The organism is Alkaliphilus peptidifermentans DSM 18978, assembly GCF_900101495.1.
Classification (GTDB): domain Bacteria; phylum Bacillota; class Clostridia; order Peptostreptococcales; family Natronincolaceae; genus Alkaliphilus_C; species Alkaliphilus_C peptidifermentans.
Window position 1 is genome coordinate 83,503 of the sequence record NZ_FMUS01000007.1, and the last position, 20,628, is coordinate 104,130.

A 20,628-nucleotide genomic window follows, 5' to 3' on the forward strand; every position below is an offset into this window, starting at 1 on the left:
CACAAAGCACTCTGTTATACTTAAATAAAAAACTAAGGAAATTTAAGTCATGACAAAGGAAATTAACATATCGATAAGAAATATGGTGGAGCTTATACTCCGTGGCGGGGATCTCAACCTGTCATTTGCAGGGCCAAATCGTGCATTAGAAGGAACAAGGGGTCATCAAAAAATTCAGAGAAGCTATGGAGCAGAAGATGAGGCAGAGGTGACTCTTAAGCATCAATTAAAATATGACGAATTTCTCTTCAACTTCTCTGGACGAATAGATGGTATTCTCACCATAGATGGGTGTACTGTTGTAGATGAAATCAAAACAATAACAATGCCTATTGAAGAATTAACGGATGAGTTCAACATGCTTCATTGGGCCCAGGTAAAATGCTATGGATATATATATGCTACTGAGAATCAATTGGATAAAATAGATTTACAGCTAACCTATTATCAGTTAAAGACAGAAGAGATAAAGCGTTTTAGAAGAACCTTTTCACATGAAGAATTGAAGGATTTCTTTTATTCGTTAATAGAAAAGTATATTGTATGGGCAGATTTAATTAATCAGTGGGAGGAAAAACGAAACCTATCAGCTAAAGCTCTTAAATTTCCCTTTAATACATATCGTAAAGGGCAACGGAAGCTGGCTGTGTCTGTATATCAAACCATAAAAGAAAAGAAAAAGATTTTCGTACAAGCTCCAACGGGCATAGGTAAAACCATGTCCACTATTTTTCCAGCGATAAAAGCGATGGGAGAAGGGAAAACCTCTAAAATTTTTTATTTAACTGCAAAAACAATAACCCGTCAAGTTGCAGAGGAAGCCGTTGATAAACTAAGGGTAGAAGGTTTGCACTTTAAATCTGTGACAATTACAGCTAAGGATAAAATATGTTTTGAAAAGACAAAAAGCTGCACCCCTGATGAATGTCAATATGCCAAGGGCTATTTTAATAGGCTAAATGATGCTCTTAAGGAAATTATTGAGGAAGAGGCATTTGATAGAATCACAATAGAAGATTATGCTAAAAAATATAATCTATGTCCCTTTGAGTTTTCATTAGAGCTTTCTCTGTGGGCAGATTGCATCATTTGTGATTATAACTATGTATTTGATCCAAGGGTTTACTTAAAAAGATTTTTTGTTGAATATGGTGGAGACTATACGTTTTTAATAGACGAAGCCCATAACTTAGTTGAGAGGGCTAGAATGATGTTTTCTGCAGAATTATATAAAGGTAGGTTCCTTGAGGAAAAAAAATATATAAAGAACAAAAGTAAAGATATAGCGAAGGCATTAGAAAAAATAAATAAATATATGTTAAACATGAAGAAGTTGTATGGTGATGATGAAAGTTATGCACAAAAAGATGAGCCCTCAGAAATATATCCATTATTACGAAAGTTTATTGAAGAATGTGATTATTATTTCACAGAAAATAAAGGTGAAGAGATTAGAGAAGAGTTTCTCCAGCTGTATTTTGATTCCATAGCCTTCGTAAAAATTGCTGAGTTTTATGACTTGAATTATGTTACCTATGTTGAAAGAGCAGGTAAAGATACAAAGCTGAAAATATTTTGTTTGGATCCATCAAAGCTGTTAAGGGAGGCACTGAAGCGTGGCAGATCTGCAATATTTTTTTCTGCTACCCTTACTCCTATTGAATATTTTAGAAATGTTTTAGGGGGAGAGGAGGGGGATTATTCTTTACTACTTGATTCTCCCTTTGATAGTAAAAAGCTATGCTTATTGATTGCTGGAGATATATCCACACGATACTATGATAGAGAAAAAAGCTATAACGACATTGCCCAGTATATAAAAAAGATAATTGAAATAAAACCAGGAAACTATCTAATTTTTTTTCCTTCCTATAAATATTTAGAATCAGTAGTAGAAATATTTTCTACCCATAATTCTACCTATAATATTTTGGTACAAGCTCCTTATATGACAGAGGAGGAGCGGGAGGTTTTTTTAGATAAATTTCAGCATCAAAATGGTGAGTGTTATTTAGGTTTTTGTGTTTTGGGAGGAATATTTTCGGAAGGGATTGATCTTATCGGCACTAGGCTTTTAGGCTCAATTATAATTGGAGTAGGGTTGCCTCAAATTTGCCTTGAAACTAACCTAATTAAAGACTATTATCAGGAAAAATATCAAAAAGGCTATGAGTATGGATTTAAGTATCCTGGAATGAATAAGGTACTACAAGCAGCAGGTAGAGTGATTAGAACTGAAGAGGATACGGGAACGGTGCTACTGATAGACGATAGATACCTTACTAATAGCTACAAAAAAATATTCCCAAAATATTGGAATAATATTGATGTAATTAGCAAGAAAAATATCGAAAATAAGCTAATAGATTTCTGGGGTGAATGATTTAATCATTCACCCCAGAATTTATTACTGTAACATATTCATATTATAAAAAGCAGCCTTGGCACGTTCAATGTTATCAATAGAATCATTATAGATTTTTTCCTTCTCTATAACTTTATCTAGTGTTTCGATATTTTTATTTTTATCTCTATTAACATTAATCTTTATACTAAAGCTTGCTATATTTAATGATAAACTCATTATTGACATATAATCTACCTCCAAATTTTTTGTTTCATAAAAACAGTACCTCATACACATTAATTGTATGATATGTAATACTATTTTGCTTCATTTAAATTTACCCCCTTTTATAAAATTAGAATTGCTTACCCATTAAGAAAAACTGATTTTCAGCTGCTTCTCTTATTTTATTGGCGTATTCAAATTCATCTTTTATCTTGGGGGGATCATTTGTTACATCCCTTTTAATATCAAAAACTATTTGAAATGTACTTACCTTTAAAGAAAAATTTAATACTGACATTTCTATCTACCTCCTATTGGTTTATTTTTCGCTTCTAACTGTTAAACCTTAATCACCATTTTTTTCATTACTCTTCATCTCCTTTCCATATGATGTAATGGTTTTTGTACATCATATTTTACATAATAAAAGCCATAGATTTAATCTATGGCCAAAAATAACATTATATAAGCAAACATTCTATTTCAACTTGAATAGAAGGCTGAAAATATAAAAAGCCACAGGTTAACATACACAACCTATGGCTTCATAATCTATTTAATTACAAAAAAAGTAATTTTAACGTTACGACAGCATTATAAGTCGTGCTATATCATTAAATTGTATGGATATGGTGTTATTGACTGAAATGTAATTTGTAATCATCTTGCACGACCTCCTTTGTAATTTATGGTATTTATTTCTACATTGACTATTATATGGCACATATAAGAAAAATACAACATATTTATTTAATTGTAATGTAATTGTAATAATTACTATATGAAAAGCTGTAGGTCGGACTCTAATGCATCCTCCATATAGGTTTTAGCATCTACCACCTCAAGCTGAGGAATCATTTCTTCCTTTTTAAAGCCCATCACTTCCATAGAAAGCTTACAACCATAAAACTTAACACCTTTATTTTGTGCTCCCTTTAGAAAGGCTGATAAAGAGGGGGTATCATCATCCTTCATCATTTCCTTCAGCATTTCCTTGCCAATACCTGCAAAGTTCATTTTGGATAGAGGTAGGTCCTCTATTCCCTTTGGAGTCATCATACCAAACATTTTTTCGTATGTAGTCTTATGGTCAGTGGATAAGCTTGCTGGATCCCTAACTAAAAATAAGCCCCAAAAAGCAAAAAACATTGTTACATCAAGCTTCATTTCCTTTGCAGTATTTGCAAGTATTAAAGCAGCCATTGCTTTATCAAAATCACCACTAAACATTAACAGGTTTACTTTTCTATTCAAGTGAACTACTCCTTTAATATTATTATTTATAGTTAGTTTAACCAAATACCTAAAATAAATAATTTTAACTGGGCAGGAGTAGTTATAAATTAAAATCATTTTGGAAAGTAATCATAATCAAAATTTTTATATAGCTTGTAGTAATAGTCTTTATCCTTCACTATCTTTTTTAATATATCAATAAGGACAGCTACCTCCTGGTATGTATTATATAATCCAAAGCTAATTCTTACAAAACCAGGGTGAGGAAGAGAGGGATCATTTATTCTTTCCTCTATATATTCAGGGGTAATATTCAGTAGCCTTTGGACGTAGGGTTGCGCACAGAAACATCCATTTCTAACGGCTATACCTCCCTCATAGGACAAAATCTTTGCTGTAATATCATGAGGTATTCCAGTTATATTGAAGGGTATAATTGCAACCCTGTTATTAGATTCGGTATCTCCATACAATTCAATTCCTTCAATTTTCTTCAGCTCATTTATTAAGAATCCTGTTAATGAAAGCTCATGAGCAGAAATTTTATTCATTCCTATAGTCTTTAAAACGCGAATGGATGAAATAAGTGCAATTACACCCATTAGATTTGGTGTTCCAGCTTCCTCCCGTTGAGGAAGCTGAGCCCATTTTATATAATCATGGGTCACTAAATCTACAGTGCCTCCACCTACAATGTCGGGGGATTTTTCAAAAACTTCCTTTGGTGCAACTAACACACCTATTCCAAAGGGTGCATACATTTTGTGGGCTGAAAACACTAGAAAGTCTATATGTTCTTCAGAGTCATGGGGCCGCATGTTAAAGCCACCGTGGGGAATCAGTTGAGCACCATCAACAAGAATGCGGGAACCATAATTATGACATAGAGACGCAATAGTATGTATGGGGTTTACTGCACCAGTGACATTTGATGCTCCTGTTACTGCAACCAACCTTACCCTGCCATTATATTTTTCAAGCTTAGCCTTTAAATCCTTTAAGTCTAATCTGCCTTTAGGGTCAATAGAAATATATTCCAACTGGAACCTACCACGCCATGGCAAATCGTTGGAATGGTGCTCCATGTATGTACTAAGTATTATGTCTTCGGGTGAATTGCATAGGTGATGTGAAACCTTATTGATTGCTTCAGTGGTGTTTTTTAGATAAATTACAGTACTATTGGTTAAATCAGCATTTACAAAATCAGCTACTACTCTTCTAGAGTTTTCGTAAAGACTTGAAGAAAATTGAGATTTAAAGCCAGTACCTCTATGTACAGAGGAATACCAAGGTGCAAACCTTATTATTTCATGAAGAACATAATTGAAGGCAGGAGTCGTTGCTGCATTATCAAAATTGATAGCAGTTGTATATCTACCTGAAGGAAGGGGAATTGTTGTATTAAGGCCTGAAACAAAGCCTCTAAAATCTGCATTGTCGATAGTAAACATAATTTTAGTCACCACCCTTAAATATACCTTTCTACTTATTTTATTCACATAGCAATAAAGAGTGATAAAAAAAAACCTATCCATTTGGATAGGTTAGGCTTTTGTGTGCACATAGTAGAAGTTTAAATATTCATTGTAACAGGATACTTTTCTTTTAAAGATTCAACCTTAGCATAAAAAACTTCCTGTTGTTTTTGAGAAAGAATTTGTTGGGTTAGATGATTTTTTATTTCATCAAAGGAGTGAATAGCTTCTGGTTTTTTATCTAAAACTTTAATAATATGGAATCCAAATTGAGTTTTTACAGGTGCACTAAGGTCATTAACATCCATGTTAAAAACAGCAGCCTCAAACTCAGGTACCATCTTGCCTTTAGTGAAGTGACCTAGCTCTCCACCCTTTTCCTTTGAAGGACACTTGGAGTATTTTTGAGCGGCTTCTTCAAATTTTAAGCCATTCTGAATTTCGCTAATTATTTCATCAGCCGCAGCTTCTGTTTCTACAAGTATATGACTTGCATTTATTGATTCTGGGCTTTTAAAGCTTGCAGAATTTTCATTATAATAATTAAGAGCTTCTTCTTCAGAAACACTTATATTGGCGATTGATTTACTTATGGCATATTGTTTCAATAAATTAGTTTTAACCCTTTCAACCTCATTTAAAAAGTCTGCATCCTCCTGCAGGTTGTTGTCTATTGCATCCAGGTATAGTAATTCTTGACTAATTAACTCTTGTAATAGTTTTTTCTTTCCTTCCTCACTGTAAAACTGCATTGCCTGTTGAGGATCGATGTTTTTCAAAACACTATCCACATCACTCTGAGTAATGTTTTTGTTTCCGACAACTGCTAAGATATCATTTTTCATTTTTAACGCTCCTTTATGATTGGTATCCATGTCATCATATCAAAAAAATGAGGCTATGTCTAATTTCATATTCAATTATTTGGGTATTATTGATGAATATTTTGACTATGCTTAAAGATATATACATCTATTACTAAAGCTGAAATTTCAATATTTATTCTATTTTAGTAAAAATATAGCTATACTTGTCCTTAATATGTGATAAAATATTTTATAAATAAACAAATAATTTTCAAGGAGTCGATGACATGAATTTACCACCACTTCGAATAGGTGAGTTAATTTCCCCAATCCCTATAATCCAGGGAGGAATGGGAGTAGGAGTTTCATTATCACGTCTTGCTTCATCGGTAGCAAATGCTGGTGGAATTGGGATAATTTCTGGAGTGCAAATAGGATTTCGAGAACCAGATTTCGAAACCAATAATGATGATGCCAATGTAAGAGGACTTAAAAAAGAGATAAGAAAAGCAAGGGAACTAAGTCCAACGGGTATTTTGGGTGTAAATCTGCTGGTGGCTATTAATAATTATAAAGATATGGTTAAGGCTGCTGTGGAAGAAAAAATAGATATTATTATTTCAGGTGCCGGATTACCAACAGAGCTTCCAGCCCTTGTTAAGGGATCAGGAACTAAAATAGCACCAATAGTTTCATCAGGAAAGGCTGCTGCACTTATTGCAAAGGTATGGCAACGAAAATTTGATTATCTACCAGATATGGTAATTGTTGAAGGGCCAGAAGCAGGAGGACACCTAGGTTTTTCCATGGAAGAATTACAGAAGGAAGAAAAGCCTGACCTATTCTCAATTGTTAAGGAGGTAATAGAGGCATTAAAGCCTTTCCGTGAAGCCAGTGATAAAGAAATTCCAGTTGTTGCAGCTGGTGGTATATATGATGGGAATGAAATAGCTAAATATCTAAAAATTGGAGCTGCAGGTGTTCAAATGGCAACGAGGTTTGCAGCCACTGATGAATGTGATGCTCATATCAAGTATAAAGAAGCCTATATTAATGCTGAGGAAGAGGATATTGTACTAGTAAAAAGCCCAGTCGGCATGCCAGGGAGAGCCATTAGAAATGATTTTATAAAAAAATTAGAGCTGGACAATATTCCTATAACCAAATGCTATAATTGTTTAAAGCCTTGTGACCCTGGTAAAAGCCCTTACTGTATATCAACAGCTTTAATAAATGCAGTAATTGGAGATGTTGATAATGGTCTAATATTTGTGGGGCAAAATGCTCATAAATTGAAAAAGATAATTCCTGTTAAGGAATTGATGAAGGAATTGGTAAATGAGACATTAATAGCTTTGGGGTAATAACAGGGGCCAATACCCCTTCAAACTAGTAGTTTTTTAATTGTATAACTTACATTATTTAAATTGAGTCAGAGTAAATCTATGGCTCAATTTTCATTTTGTGTGTTTTAATAATGGTTATTTGTACAATACATGATATTGAAATAATATGGTTTGAAAACAATCTTAGAAAGACTGCGGATGAAATGAAGAAATATATATAGCTTGATTTTTTGTTTGTTAATACCTTTGAAAATATCAAGGTTTTTCAACAACCCCGTGCTCCCTTAAAAAGGGAGCATTTTAATTTGGTTTTTGTAAGATTATATAACCATACCTGCAATTTACTGAAGATTAACATAAAAAAATATTTATACATAAAAATGTAATGATAATATAGAAAATACACATAATAAAATATTGTTGAAACACTGTTGTATTTGTTGTATAATCATATTTATTACCCGAAAAAATAAATATTAATGCCGATGAATAATTATGCATAATATATATTAAAAATTACGTGTTTGGAGTGTGAAAAGCTATGAATGTAAAAAAATTTAAACGAGTTTTAGTGGCAAATAGAGGGGAAATTGCCATAAGAATATTTAGAGCTTGCAATGAACTGGGTATTAGAACTGTGGCCATCTATTCAAATGAAGATAAAACCTCTCTTTTTAGGACAAAGGCAGATGAATCCTATTTAATTGGTAAAAATAAAGGTCCAATAGATGCTTATTTAAGTATAGATGAGATAATAGGCCTTGCCTTGAAAAAAGGTGTAGATGCAATACATCCTGGCTATGGATTTCTTGCGGAAAATCCAGAATTTGCCAGGAAATGTAAGGAAGCAGGAGTTGAATTCATAGGACCAGACTATACTATGATTGAAAAGCTTGGAGATAAAATACAATCTAAAATAGTAGCTAAAAATGCAAATGTTCCTACTATCCCAGGAATAGAAAAACCCATTGAAAACGAAAATGAAGCTAAAGAATTTGCTAACTTCTGTGGATATCCAGTTATGGTTAAGGCTGCAGCCGGTGGTGGTGGCAGAGGCATGAGAATAGTGCACCGAGAAGAAGACCTAATAGATGCCTTCTATAGTGCAAAAAACGAAGCAAAAAAAGCTTTTGGAATAGAAGATATTTTCATAGAAAAATATTTGGAAAAACCAAAGCATATAGAGGTTCAAATATTAGGTGATCAATATGGAAATATAGTTCATTTATTTGAAAGGGATTGCTCTATTCAAAGACGACATCAAAAGCTCATAGAATTTACACCAGCCATCACTATATCAGAAGAAAAGCGCAGTGAAATTTGTGAAGATGCATTGAAGATTGCTAGAGCAGTTAATTATAGTAATGCAGGGACAGTAGAATTTCTTGTGGATATCCATGGCAATCATTATTTCATTGAAATGAACCCCAGGATACAGGTAGAGCATACAGTAACAGAAATGGTGACAGGGATAGATATAGTACAAAATCAAATTCTAGTTGCTCAAGGATACCCTTTGGCATCTTCGGAAATTGGAATAAAAGAACAAGGGGATGTTACTACAAGAGGCTATGCAATTCAGTGCAGAGTTACTACAGAAGATCCTGCAAATCAATTTGCTCCTGATACAGGTAAAATAGATATATACAGGACTGGCTCAGGCTTTGGCATCAGACTAGACGGAGGTAACGGCTTTGCCGGTGCTAATGTGAGTCCCTATTATGATAGTCTTTTGGTTAAGGTAACTGCATGGTCACGAAACTTCGACGATGCAATTAGAAAATCCATACGTTCAATTAAGGAGTTAAAAATTACAGGAGTTAAAACCAATATGGGCTTTTTAATAAATGTGTTAAATCATGAAACCTTTATAAAAGGAGAGTGCCATACTGGTTTTATTGCAGAGCATCCATCGCTATTCGATATTGCACCAAAAACTGATAAAGAGCTAAAAGTTTTAAGATATATTGGTGAAAAGGTTGTGAATGAAACACAAGGTAATAAAAAGGAGTTTGATGTTCCTATTGTCCCAAGTATAGTTAGACCGAATGACATTTCTGGAACAAAGCAAATACTAGATAGTGGAGGTCCGGAAGCAGTAGTAGAATGGATTAGGTCACAGCAAAAACTACTATTAACAGATACCACAATGAGGGATGCTCACCAATCCTTGATGGCTACTAGAGTCAGAACTAGAGATATGACAAAAATTGCAAAGGCAACTTCTGTATTGGCAAAGGACTTATTCTCAATAGAAATGTGGGGTGGAGCAACCTTTGACGTATCCTATAGGTTCTTGAAGGAATCGCCTTGGACCAGGCTAGAGGAATTGAGAAAGAAAATACCTAATATTCTATTTCAAATGCTGATTCGTGGTAGTAATGCGGTAGGATATAAAAATTATCCGGATAATGTAATTAGGAAGTTTATTCAAGAGTCTGCAACCGCTGGAATTGATGTTTTTAGAATTTTTGACTCTTTAAACTGGTTGAAGGGGATGGAAATTTCTATAGATGAGGTTTTAAAATGCAATAAAATTGCAGAGGCTTGTATCTGTTATACTGGTGACATATTAGATACTACAAGAGATAAATACTCATTAAAGTATTATGTAGACATGGCAAAAGAAATTGAGAAGACAGGTGCCCATATCCTTGCAATTAAGGATATGGCAGCGTTATTAAAGCCATATGCAGCAGAAAAACTGATTAAAGCATTAAAAAATGAGGTGTCTATGCCTATACACCTTCATACTCATGATACCAGTGGAAATGGAGTTTCAACGGTTTTAATGGCAGCAGAAGCTGGAGTAGATATAATAGATACAGCATTTAATAGTATGTCAGGACTAACCAGTCAACCTGCACTAAACTCGGTAGTTGCAGCATTGGAAAATACCACCCGTGCAACTGAAATAAATCTTGATGATGTAGAAGAAATCTCGAGCTATTGGGGTGCGGTAAGGCCTGTATATAGTCAATTTGAGTCAGAGTTAAAGTCAGGTACTACAGAGGTATATAAATATGAAATTCCAGGTGGACAATATTCTAATCTTAAGCCACAGGTTGAAAGCTTTGGTTTAGGACACCGATTTAAGGAAGTAAAGGAAATGTATAAAATCGTTAATGAGATGGTGGGGGATATTGTAAAGGTAACACCATCATCCAAGATGGTTGGTGACCTTGCAATATTTATGGTGCAAAATGATTTAACACCAGAAAATATTTACGACAAAGGTAAAGAAATGACATATCCAGATTCTGTTGTTTCATATTTTAAAGGTATGATGGGTCAACCGATGGGAGGATTCCCTGAGAAATTACAGGAGCTGGTGCTCAAGGGAGAAAAGAGTATATCCTGTAGACCAGGGGAGATGTTAGATCCTGAAAATTTTGAAAGCATAGCTAAATATTTAAATGAGAATTATAATATAGCTCCAACAGAGAAGGAAATTCTGAGTTACGCTCTGTATCCAAAGGTTTTTGAAGAGTATCTTCAATATATTAAAGAATATGGTGACCTTAGTAGAATGGGTAGCGATGTTTTTTTCCATGGACTGTTTGAAGGAGAAACCTGCGAAGTAGAAATAGCAGATGGAAAGATATTAATTATTAAGCTTTTGGAAATTGGGAAGTTAGATAATGAGGGTAATAGGTCTGTAGTTTTCGAAGTGAATGGGAATAGAAGGGAAATACCAATTCATGATAAAGCATCTGGTCTTGAGAACAAAGTTGAATTTGTAAAGCTAGCCGACCCAGATGATAAGAATGAGATTGGTGCAAGTATACCAGGAACAGTTATTAAGGTGTTAGTAAAAGAAGGAGAAGCCGTTGAGGAGAACCAGAGTCTCCTGGTGGTGGAGGCGATGAAAATGGAAACAAATATTACATCCCCTCTTAAGGGAATTGTTGAGTCAATAAAGGTGAAGGAAAACCAACAGGTAAAAGCTGGTGAATTGTTAATAAAACTTAAATAAAGATGAAATAATCCCTCGTTACAGAGGGATTATTTTTGTTGAAAACAAAAAAATACCATAGGTAAAAATTTCATGTAATTAATCACAAAAAATGGAAGGTATGTGGAACTAAGAATAGAATACTATAATTAATAAATATTTTATAAAGGAGAGGTTACATGGAATCAATAAAAGCTAACAGACAATTTATGAAGGCTAACTTTAAATTATTGGATGATATTGAGACGGATCAGAATAAAGAAATACAGCAACCACCCCTAGAAAAATCAACAGAAATTGATGGCGAGAAAATTGAACTACCTAAAATAGATGCCAGTATTATAAAGAAAGATTTCCATAAAGCAATAGAAGAACGTAGAAGTCATAGGAAATATCAAAATTACGAAATGGACTTAGATGAACTAGGCTACTTATTATGGGCAACCCAGGGAGTGGATACTATCAAAGGTGACAACTATGCCACCATAAGAACTGTACCTTCTGGTGGAGCAAGGCACCCCTTTGAAACCTACATCTTTGTAAATACAGTAAAGGGTTTAAAACCAGGAATTTATCGTTATTTAGCCTTAAGTCATCAACTTTGTCTAGTTAAAGAAGACGAGGGCTTTAAGGAGAAGGTAACGGAAATAACTTTAGGACAAAAATTTGCTGCAAAAGGTTCTGTAATTTTTATATGGAGCTGTATTCCATATAGAAGTGAGTGGCGATATAATGTAGCAGCCCATAAGACTATGCTATTAGATGCTGGACACCTTTGTCAAAATCTTTATTTAGCCTGTGAGGCAATTGGATTGGGGACCTGTGCTATAGCGGCATACCATCAGGAGGCAGCTGATTTACTTTTAAATATAGATGGAGAAGAAGAGTTTGTCGTATATATGGCACCCATCGGTAAAGTGTAATATATCATTCTATTTTAATTAATAAAAGAAATATATGAATGAATGTTTATTTATAAAGTGAGGTAGAAAAATTGACTTGTGATGAAAAAAAGCTACAGGAACTAAAAAAGAAAATCGAGAAAACAAGAAATAAGTTAAACCTATTGGTGCAAGATGGAAATTTTATGAATAAGGAGACTATGAAACTTAGTCAACAACTAGATAGACTTATTATAGAGTATATTAACAATAATAAAGAAGAATCGAATGATGATTAAACCTTCATTAACATGATTAATTATAAATCATGTTAATTTTTTATTAATATTGCAGGAAAACGTTTTTATATGACGAAATCTTCTGTAGTGCTAGAATTTTAATCTATAAACTACCTTGTTTCTGGGGTAAATATGAAAAGATAGAATATTATGAAAGCAATACAAAAAAAGGATAACGATTAAAAAAAGTTGCACTATAAATATCTTCAGTTTTTTTATATAATGAAATGGTATACAAGATACATTGTTTCTATCGTTGAAAGATAGATCAATATAAATAATTTATAAAGGGAGGAAATATAATGGCAAGAAAGATGAAAACCATGGACGGTAACGCGGCCGCTGCATATGTGGCTTATGCATTTACTGATGTTGCAGCTATTTATCCTATTACTCCATCATCTAACATGGCTGAAAATGTTGATGAGTGGAGTTCGTATGGTCAAAAGAATATCTTTGGCCAAACAGTAAAGGTAACTGAAATGCAGTCGGAGGCAGGGGCTGCTGGGGCAGTACACGGATCACTTGCTGCAGGAGCTTTAACAACTACATTTACAGCGTCACAGGGCTTGCTTTTAATGATTCCTAATATGTATAAAATTGCAGGGGAATTACTACCAGGAGTATTCCATGTAAGTGCCCGTGCTGTTGCAGGACATGCGCTATCTATCTTTGGAGACCACTCTGATGTAATGTCTGCAAGACAGACAGGATGTGCATTACTGGCAACTGGTAGCGTTCAAGAAGTAATGGACTTAGGTGGAATAGCGCATTTAGCTGCTATTAAAGGAAGAGTTCCATTTATTCATTACTTTGATGGATTTAGAACCTCACATGAAATGCAAAAGATAGAAGTTATCGAATATGATGAATTTGCTAAGCTTTTAGATTGGGATGCATTAAAAGCTTTCAGAAACAATGCATTAAATCCAGAAAATCCTGTTTTAAGAGGAACTGCTCAAAACCCAGATATCTTCTTCCAAGCTAAAGAAGCAGCCAATAGATTCTATGATGAAATACCTGATTTAGTAAATGACTATATGAAGGAAATTAATAAGTTAACAGGTAGAGATTATGCACCATTCAACTACTACGGAGCAGAAGATGCTGAAAACATAATCATCGCAATGGGTTCAATAACAGATACAATAGAAGAAACAGTAGATTATTTAATGGAAAAAGGCGAAAAGGTAGGGGTTATTAAGGTTCATCTTTATAGACCTTTCTCTGAAAAGTACTTCTTTGATGTACTTCCTAAAACTGTTAAGAGAATTTCTGTTATTGATAGAACAAAGGAACCGGGAGCACTGGCAGAACCATTACATTTAGATATTAAATCAATGTTCTTTGGAAAAGAAAATGCTCCACTAATAGTTGGTGGTAGATATGGACTTGGATCTAAAGATACAACACCTGCACAAGTAGTAGCAGTATTTAATAATTTAAAAGCCAGTCAACCAAAGGATAGATTTACTCTTGGTATTGTTGATGATGTTACCAACACATCACTTCCAGTAGAAGCAAATGTAAATGCTGCCCCTAAGGGAACAATTCGCTGTAAATTCTGGGGCCTAGGTTCTGATGGTACAGTTGGAGCAAATAAGAGTGCTATCAAAATCATTGGTGACAACACTGATATGTTCGCTCAAGCTTACTTCTCTTATGACTCTAAGAAGTCTGGTGGAGTAACAATTTCTCACTTGCGTTTTGGTAATAAGCCAATTAAATCAACTTACCTAATTGATGAGGCTGATTTTGTTGCCTGTCATAACCAAGCCTATGTACATCAATATGACCTGTTAAAGGGCTTGAAAAAAGGTGGAAATTTCCTATTAAACTGTATATGGACGCCAGAAGAATTGTCTGAAAAGCTTCCAGCAGCAATGAAAAAATATATTGCAGATAACAATATAAACTTCTATACCATTAATGCAACTGATATTGCATCTGAGATTGGTTTAGGTGGAAGAATTAATATGATTTGTCAATCAGCCTTCTTTAAGCTAGCTGAGGTTATTCCTGTAGAAGATGCTGTGAAGTACCTAAAGGATGCTATTGTAGATGCTTATGGAAGTAAAGGTGAAAAGATTGTTAAAATGAACAATGAAGCAGTTGATCGAGGTGTAAATGCAATAACAAAGATAGATGTTCCTGCTTCTTGGTCTGGAGCAACTGATGAAGCAGCGGCTGCGGTAGAAGAGCCAGATTTCATCAAGAATATTTTAAGACCAATGAACGCACAAAATGGTGATATTCTTCCAGTTAGTGCATTCGTTGGAACAGAAGATGGAACCTTCCCTCTTGGAACTTCAGCATTCGAGAAGAGAGGTATAGCTGTTCATGTACCTGAGTGGAAAAAGGAAACCTGTATTCAATGTAATCAATGTTCATACGTTTGCCCACATGCAGCCATAAGACCAATCCTACTGGACGCAGAAGAAGTTAAAAATGCACCAGAAGGTATGGACACATTAAAAGCCATGGGTAAAGAATTTGATGGATTACAATATCGAATCCAAGTAAGTCCATTAGACTGTACAGGTTGTGGAAACTGTGCCGATATTTGTCCAGCTCCAAAGGGTAAGGCATTGGTGATGGAACCAGTTGAACCACAAATAGTGGAGCAAAAAGATAATTGGAATTACGTAACAACAGTTTCTGATAAATCACATTTAACAAATATTGAAACAGTTAAAGGAAGCCAATTTGCTCAACCTCTATTTGAGTTCTCAGGTGCATGTGCAGGTTGTGGAGAAACTCCTTATGTTAAGTTAATTACTCAATTATTTGGCGATAGAATGATGGTGGCGAATGCAACTGGCTGTTCATCAATCTATGGTGGTAGTGCACCATCTGTACCATATTGTAAAAATGCAGACGGAAGAGGTCCAGCGTGGGCTAACTCTCTATTTGAAGATAACGCAGAATTTGGATATGGTATGTTCTTAGGAGTTCAACAAATTAGAGCAAGACTTGCTGATTTAATGGAGGAAGGTTTAGAGTCAGATTTATCTACAGAATTAAAGGATGCCTTTAAATTCTGGTTAGAAAATAAAGAAGAAGGTAAAGGATCAAAGGAAGCTACCTTCAGACTACTTCCATTGCTTGAAGCTGCAAAGGGTAATGCTATTGTAGACGAGATAGTTGAAAAGAAGCAATACCTAATTAAGCAATCTCAATGGATTTTTGGTGGAGATGGCTGGGCTTATGACATTGGATTTGGTGGATTAGATCATGTTATAGCTTCAGGAGAAGATGTTAACATACTAGTTATGGATACAGAAGTTTATTCTAATACTGGAGGACAATCTTCAAAGGCTAGTCCGACTGCTTCAATTGCTAAGTTTGCTGCTTCTGGTAAAAAGACCAAGAAGAAGGACTTAGGTATGATCGCAATGAGCTACGGATATGTATATGTTGCACAAGTAGCTATGGGAGCAGATAAGAACCAGCTTATTAAAGCTATGAAGGAAGCAGAAGCATATAAAGGACCTTCTGTAGTAATAGCATACTCACCTTGTATTGCCCATGGAATTAAAGCGGGTATGGGTAAGACGCAAGAGCAGTCTAAAAAGGCTGTAGAGGCTGGATACTGGCATCTATACAGATTCAACCCAGAGTTGAAGGAACAAGGTAAGAATCCTTTTACTCTTGACTCTAAAGAGCCTAAGGCTTCCTTTAAGGAATTCTTAATGGGTGAAGTTCGTTATGCTTCACTAGTAAACAGCTTCCCAGAGATTGCTGAGGAGTTATTTATTAAAGCTCAAAAAGAAGCAGAAGAAAGATATGAAAGCTATGCAAAGCTAGCAAACTAATAATAATTTAAGCTAATACCTAAAAGACGAAGCAATCTTGCTTCGTCTTTTTTATTACATAGGTATTAAATCATCTAAATTTACCCTCCTACCTAACTCAATGGAGTGTTTAATTTTACCTTTTTAGAGTATAATGATTAAAGGATAACAATGAAGGAGGGGTGCTCTATATGATTGGATTAACACTAGAAGGTGGTGGCGCTAAAGGAGCCTATCAAATCGGTGCTTGGCGGGCCTTTAACGAGCTAGGCTTAGACTTTCAAGGTATTTCAGGTACTTCGGTAGGGGCCTTAAATGGTGCATTGATGATACAAGGAGATTATGATACAGCCCATGAAATATGGCATAATGTTTCCCCAACAAAAATCATGAATATTGATGATCGTATATATGAGATGATTGCTGAACATCACCTAACCTCCGACAATTTGCAACTATTTTTCGAAGAGGCTCGAAGAACCATAAAAGGGTTCGGCATTGATAATAAACCCCTACAGGATCTAATTACAAACACATTAAGGGAAGATGTGATCCGCAACTCATCTAAAGATTTTGGATTTGTAACTGTTTGTCTTACTGATCGTAAACCCTTAGAAATTTATAAAGAACAAATACCAATAGGCAAAATGGCAGACTATCTAATGGCATCTGCTTATTTACCTGTGTTTAAATCAAAGAAGCTTGATGGTAAGTTATTTATTGATGGTGGAATTTATGATAACTTGCCATTTGAAATGCTATATAAGAAGGGATATCGTAAAATAATTGCTGTTAGATTATTCGGTAGTGGTAGAATTAGAAAAATTAAGCATAAGGATTTAGAGGTAATATATATAAGCCCTCAAAAATCATTAGGAAACATTTTAGACTTTTCAACAGATAGAGCACGACAAAACATAATGCTTGGATATTTAGATACATTAAAAGTATTTAGACGCTTAAAGGGCAAGACTTTTTATATTGAAGGGGTTATTAATGAAAAGGATGCATTGGCTTTTTTTATGAATTTAGACAGTAATGCAGTAAAAAAACTAGGGCAATTGTTTAAACTACCACATAATATACCATTAAATAGACTAATTTTAGAAGAGATTATACCAAGATTTATTAAGCTTATGGAGCTTGGAAATGAAGCTACCTATAGTGATGTATACTTTGGAGTAATCGAAGCGATAGCTTCTTTAAAGAAGCTGGAAGCCCATAAAATATACACACTTGAAGAAATAATTGACACAATAAATAGTATTCCTTTTATACCAATAAAAAATAAAAAGGACTTCTTAATTAATACCGATATAATAGACGATATTATATTAAAGTTTGATAGACAAAAGCTTTTAATGGAGGCTTTAAACATTATTATGCAATTTGAAAAAAACCTGTTAAAACCTTTGTAGTATAATTTATTAATATAGATTGGAGGTGATCCCTTGAGCATTCTAAGCTACCTAACATATTTTTTAGCAGTGCTGACAATATTGATTAGTATAATTATTGTGATGGAAAATAGAAATCCTTCTAGAACAATGGCATGGCTACTTGTTTTAATTCTATTGCCTGTGGTGGGTATTTTCTTTTATCTTTATATTGGACAGAATCACCGTAAGAAAAAAACCTTTATAAAGAAGAGAAAACACGATTATGAGGTTTTAAGACAGCTATTACAAGAGCAGGCCTCCTTCTCTCAAAACACCTATATTTTTAAGCAAGCATTTAAAGGCTTAAGGGGAAGGCTTATCCCATTATTGATGAATAATACACATTCTCCTATAACAGTTAATAACGAAACTAAGATACTAAAAAATGGCGATAACACATATAGAGAAATTCTTGATGCAATAAGAAATGCCAAAGATCATATCCATATGGAATATTTTATAATTAAAGAAAGTAAAATAGGATTTGAAATTCAACAGGCTTTAATTGAGCAAGCAACGGCTGGTATCAAGGTTCGTCTAATATATGATGCGGTGGGGTGCTGGAAGGCAAAAAAAGAATTTTTTACAGCAATGAGGGATGCAGGAATAGAAGTTTTTGCTTTTTTACCAGTGTCAATACCTCTTTTTGGAAGTCGATTGAATTACAGGAATCACAGGAAAATACTAATTATTGATGGAAAGATAGGTTTCTTAGGTGGAGTCAATATAGGTGATGAATACCTTGGAAAGAACCCACGGCTAGGTTTTTGGAGGGATACCCATCTAAAAATAAAGGGTGAAGCACTGTATGTACTTCAGGCTATTTTTTTAATGGATTGGTACTTTGTTAGTGGAGAAGAGATAGATAGTATACGATACTTTCCTAAACAATCCCATTGCGGTGAACAAATGATTCAAATTGCCGCCAGTGGACCAGACTCATATTGGGAATCCATACATCAGGCCTACTTCACGGCACTTACGTCTGCTACACAGAAGGTATATATGGTGTCACCATACCTAATCCCTGACGAGAGTATATTAGTCGCCTTAAAGACAGCAGCCATTAGTGGAATAGATGTAAGAATAATTTTACCAGGCAGATACGATCATAAAACTGTGTTTTGGGCATCAAGATCACATTTTATGGAGCTTCTTGAAGCTGGTGTCAAAATATATGAGTATCAAAAGGGCTTTATCCATAGCAAAATAGTCATCGCAGACAACAATTTTTCCAGTATTGGAACAGCTAATCTAGATATACGTAGCTTCAGCTTGAATTTTGAAGTTAATGCATTTATTTATGATACTGACGTAAATAGAGAAATGACAATAGATTTTTTACTGGATTTGGAGGATAGTAAAGAAATTATGCTGGAAGACCATAAAAAGAGGGGTGTATCCTACAGGGTAAAAGAATCACTGGCACGTCTATTTTCTCCAATTTTATAAAGTCAATACCTGCCGACTGTTGAAAATTTGTATCAGAATGAATTTAAAAGGGTTGTAAAATTTAGCAATAAAGATATTTATTGATGTCGAAATAATTATGTGAACAAAAATACTTAAAGGGGGACAAAACAAAAAAATGGGACTTTTTTATGGAATAATTTCCTTGGCAACACTAATAATTACCATCGTATTATATAAAGCCACCAAAGACTTCTCAATAAGGTATAAGCCAAAGACTACAAAAGTTGCTAATCTGTTTCTTGTACTTAACATCATTAGTGCAATTTTAACTAGCATTTTAATGATTAATTATGACTTACCGTTTATTTTTGGAATGTTTATCGGATTATTCATTAATTATGCAGTTTTAAAGGGGCAGCTTAGGGGAGCTCAATCTTTATCAGACATAAACTATTTAAGGGGAAGCAGCTATTTAAAAGGAAAATTCAAATGGAAAAATATAGATTGGAAGCAAATTTTATTGATGAATTTGTTTTTATCAATTTGGACTCTAGCAATTCTAGGATTTAGTAACGCTCAGATAAATCCAGATTTAATAAACATTTCTGAAAAGTCACATTGGGCATCTTCATTTAATAACTTCCTAATTATATTTATTTTAGCCCCCTTAAGTGAAGAAATAGTATTTCGATTTTTAGGGGTAAATCTCTTTTTACATTGGTTAGGTAAAAATAAGGTAACCAAAGTAGTAGCTGTGTTAGTTCCAACATTGATATGGATGTTTTTACATTCTGATATACTCACAAATAATTGGATCAAATATATTCAAATATTGCCACTGGGATTGGTCTGTGGATATATGCTTATAAAGAAGGATGTAGAGCACAGTATTTTGGTGCACATGGTTTTCAATATATTAGCACCAATAAATGGACTGATAATTTACAATTTGCTTTAATTATGTAGCAATTAAATAACCGCTCCATAAAATAACCCAGCAACCTTTAAAAATTAGGTGTGCTGGGTTTATGTATTTATTCTATAGTGATTTCTTGAGTGTTTTCCCATAAGCCATGAATATTACAATAGCTTATAGCATGAATGGTACCTGATTTTTGTAGTTTAACAGTAGTTAATCCTACGGGCTCTGTAAAATTGTCACCTTCGCCGTGGGCAGTAAAATTGAAAGTAGCCAATTCTATTGGAAACTTTCCTCCCTCTGGATGAAAGAATACTTTAAACCAGGCAATGTAATGCTCAAATGAATTTGGGTGACCAATAGCATCACCAATTGTAATCTTTAAATCGAACTTTTCACCAGAGCTAACCTTTGCCGGGGCATGTATAACTGGCACATGCTTTTCGCCCTTCCAGTCTCCTGATTGTAATAAGTTACCTATTGATTTCAT

The 20,628-nt window shown here is 34.3% G+C and carries 15 protein-coding genes; 9 read left to right on the forward strand and 6 right to left on the reverse strand.

What is annotated here, in order from left to right:
* Nucleotides 1–49: 49 nt before the first annotated feature.
* The gene (locus tag BLP68_RS06860; protein WP_091541621.1) at nt 50–2,383 is read left to right on the forward strand and encodes an ATP-dependent DNA helicase; all 2,334 of its coding nucleotides are present in this window, start codon (nt 50–52) and stop codon (nt 2,381–2,383) included.
* A 24-nt stretch (nt 2,384–2,407) separates the two neighbouring features.
* Here BLP68_RS06860 and BLP68_RS06865 read toward each other — a convergent pair whose 3' ends face one another.
* The 5 genes from BLP68_RS06865 to BLP68_RS06880 form a co-directional block, all read right to left on the reverse strand.
* Nucleotides 2,408–2,593, reverse strand: coding sequence for a hypothetical protein (locus tag BLP68_RS06865; RefSeq protein WP_091541624.1), 186 nt, complete (start codon nt 2,591–2,593; stop codon nt 2,408–2,410).
* 109 nt (nt 2,594–2,702) lie between these two features.
* Complete coding sequence (locus BLP68_RS21670; protein WP_176758901.1) at nt 2,703–2,870, reverse strand: hypothetical protein; 168 nt, start codon at nt 2,868–2,870, stop codon at nt 2,703–2,705.
* A 479-nt stretch (nt 2,871–3,349) separates the two neighbouring features.
* On the reverse strand, nt 3,350–3,826 hold the full coding sequence (locus BLP68_RS06870) for a DsrE/DsrF/DrsH-like family protein (protein ID WP_091541626.1): 477 nt from the start codon (nt 3,824–3,826) through the stop codon (nt 3,350–3,352).
* 95 nt (nt 3,827–3,921) lie between these two features.
* Nucleotides 3,922–5,262, reverse strand: a complete 1,341-nt coding sequence (locus tag BLP68_RS06875; RefSeq protein WP_091541629.1) for an aminotransferase class V-fold PLP-dependent enzyme — start codon at nt 5,260–5,262, stop codon at nt 3,922–3,924.
* A 122-nt stretch (nt 5,263–5,384) separates the two neighbouring features.
* On the reverse strand, nt 5,385–6,131 hold the full coding sequence (locus BLP68_RS06880; protein WP_091541631.1) for a peptidylprolyl isomerase: 747 nt from the start codon (nt 6,129–6,131) through the stop codon (nt 5,385–5,387).
* 248 nt (nt 6,132–6,379) lie between these two features.
* Between BLP68_RS06880 and BLP68_RS06885 the strand changes: the two genes are divergently transcribed.
* The 8 genes from BLP68_RS06885 to BLP68_RS06920 all read left to right on the forward strand — a co-directional run bounded on the left by BLP68_RS06885 (nt 6,380) and on the right by BLP68_RS06920 (nt 20,177).
* Nucleotides 6,380–7,456: an NAD(P)H-dependent flavin oxidoreductase gene (locus BLP68_RS06885; protein WP_091541634.1), complete on the forward strand. Its 1,077-nt coding sequence runs from the start codon at nt 6,380–6,382 to the stop codon at nt 7,454–7,456.
* Nucleotides 7,457–7,979: 523 nt separating this feature from the next.
* Complete coding sequence (locus BLP68_RS06890; protein ID WP_091541636.1) at nt 7,980–11,414, forward strand: pyruvate carboxylase; 3,435 nt, start codon at nt 7,980–7,982, stop codon at nt 11,412–11,414.
* A 158-nt stretch (nt 11,415–11,572) separates the two neighbouring features.
* A complete protein-coding gene (locus BLP68_RS06895) occupies nt 11,573–12,316 on the forward strand; it encodes a SagB/ThcOx family dehydrogenase (RefSeq protein WP_091541638.1) in 744 nt (247 codons plus the stop codon).
* A 71-nt stretch (nt 12,317–12,387) separates the two neighbouring features.
* Complete coding sequence (locus tag BLP68_RS06900; RefSeq protein WP_091541640.1) at nt 12,388–12,573, forward strand: aspartyl-phosphate phosphatase Spo0E family protein; 186 nt, start codon at nt 12,388–12,390, stop codon at nt 12,571–12,573.
* Nucleotides 12,574–12,875: 302 nt separating this feature from the next.
* Complete coding sequence (gene nifJ / locus BLP68_RS06905) at nt 12,876–16,388, forward strand: pyruvate:ferredoxin (flavodoxin) oxidoreductase (RefSeq protein ID WP_091541642.1); 3,513 nt, start codon at nt 12,876–12,878, stop codon at nt 16,386–16,388.
* A 170-nt stretch (nt 16,389–16,558) separates the two neighbouring features.
* Nucleotides 16,559–17,785 (forward strand): patatin-like phospholipase family protein, encoded by a 1,227-nt coding sequence (locus tag BLP68_RS06910; RefSeq protein WP_091541644.1) that lies wholly within the window; start codon nt 16,559–16,561, stop codon nt 17,783–17,785.
* 33 nt (nt 17,786–17,818) lie between these two features.
* Complete coding sequence (gene cls / locus BLP68_RS06915) at nt 17,819–19,258, forward strand: cardiolipin synthase (protein ID WP_091541647.1); 1,440 nt, start codon at nt 17,819–17,821, stop codon at nt 19,256–19,258.
* Between the two features lie 136 nt (nt 19,259–19,394).
* On the forward strand, nt 19,395–20,177 hold the full coding sequence (locus tag BLP68_RS06920; RefSeq protein WP_091541650.1) for a CPBP family intramembrane glutamic endopeptidase: 783 nt from the start codon (nt 19,395–19,397) through the stop codon (nt 20,175–20,177).
* 76 nt (nt 20,178–20,253) lie between these two features.
* On the opposite strand, the gene BLP68_RS06925 is transcribed toward BLP68_RS06920, so the two are convergent.
* On the reverse strand, nt 20,254–20,628 hold the full coding sequence (locus BLP68_RS06925) for a class II SORL domain-containing protein (protein WP_091541652.1): 375 nt from the start codon (nt 20,626–20,628) through the stop codon (nt 20,254–20,256).

Coding starts and splice junctions, on each gene's coding strand:
- BLP68_RS06860 (WP_091541621.1), top strand. CDS start 50: ATGACAAAGGAAATTAACATATCGATAAGAAATATGGTGGAGCTTATA.
- BLP68_RS06865 (WP_091541624.1), bottom strand. CDS start 2,593: ATGTCAATAATGAGTTTATCATTAAATATAGCAAGCTTTAGTATAAAG.
- BLP68_RS21670 (WP_176758901.1), bottom strand. CDS start 2,870: ATGTCAGTATTAAATTTTTCTTTAAAGGTAAGTACATTTCAAATAGTT.
- BLP68_RS06875 (WP_091541629.1), bottom strand. CDS start 5,262: ATGTTTACTATCGACAATGCAGATTTTAGAGGCTTTGTTTCAGGCCTT.
- BLP68_RS06880 (WP_091541631.1), bottom strand. CDS start 6,131: ATGAAAAATGATATCTTAGCAGTTGTCGGAAACAAAAACATTACTCAG.
- BLP68_RS06885 (WP_091541634.1), top strand. CDS start 6,380: ATGAATTTACCACCACTTCGAATAGGTGAGTTAATTTCCCCAATCCCT.
- BLP68_RS06890 (WP_091541636.1), top strand. CDS start 7,980: ATGAATGTAAAAAAATTTAAACGAGTTTTAGTGGCAAATAGAGGGGAA.
- BLP68_RS06895 (WP_091541638.1), top strand. CDS start 11,573: ATGGAATCAATAAAAGCTAACAGACAATTTATGAAGGCTAACTTTAAA.
- nifJ (WP_091541642.1), top strand. CDS start 12,876: ATGGCAAGAAAGATGAAAACCATGGACGGTAACGCGGCCGCTGCATAT.
- BLP68_RS06910 (WP_091541644.1), top strand. CDS start 16,559: ATGATTGGATTAACACTAGAAGGTGGTGGCGCTAAAGGAGCCTATCAA.
- BLP68_RS06920 (WP_091541650.1), top strand. CDS start 19,395: ATGGGACTTTTTTATGGAATAATTTCCTTGGCAACACTAATAATTACC.
- BLP68_RS06925 (WP_091541652.1), bottom strand. CDS start 20,628: ATGAAATCAATAGGTAACTTATTACAATCAGGAGACTGGAAGGGCGAA.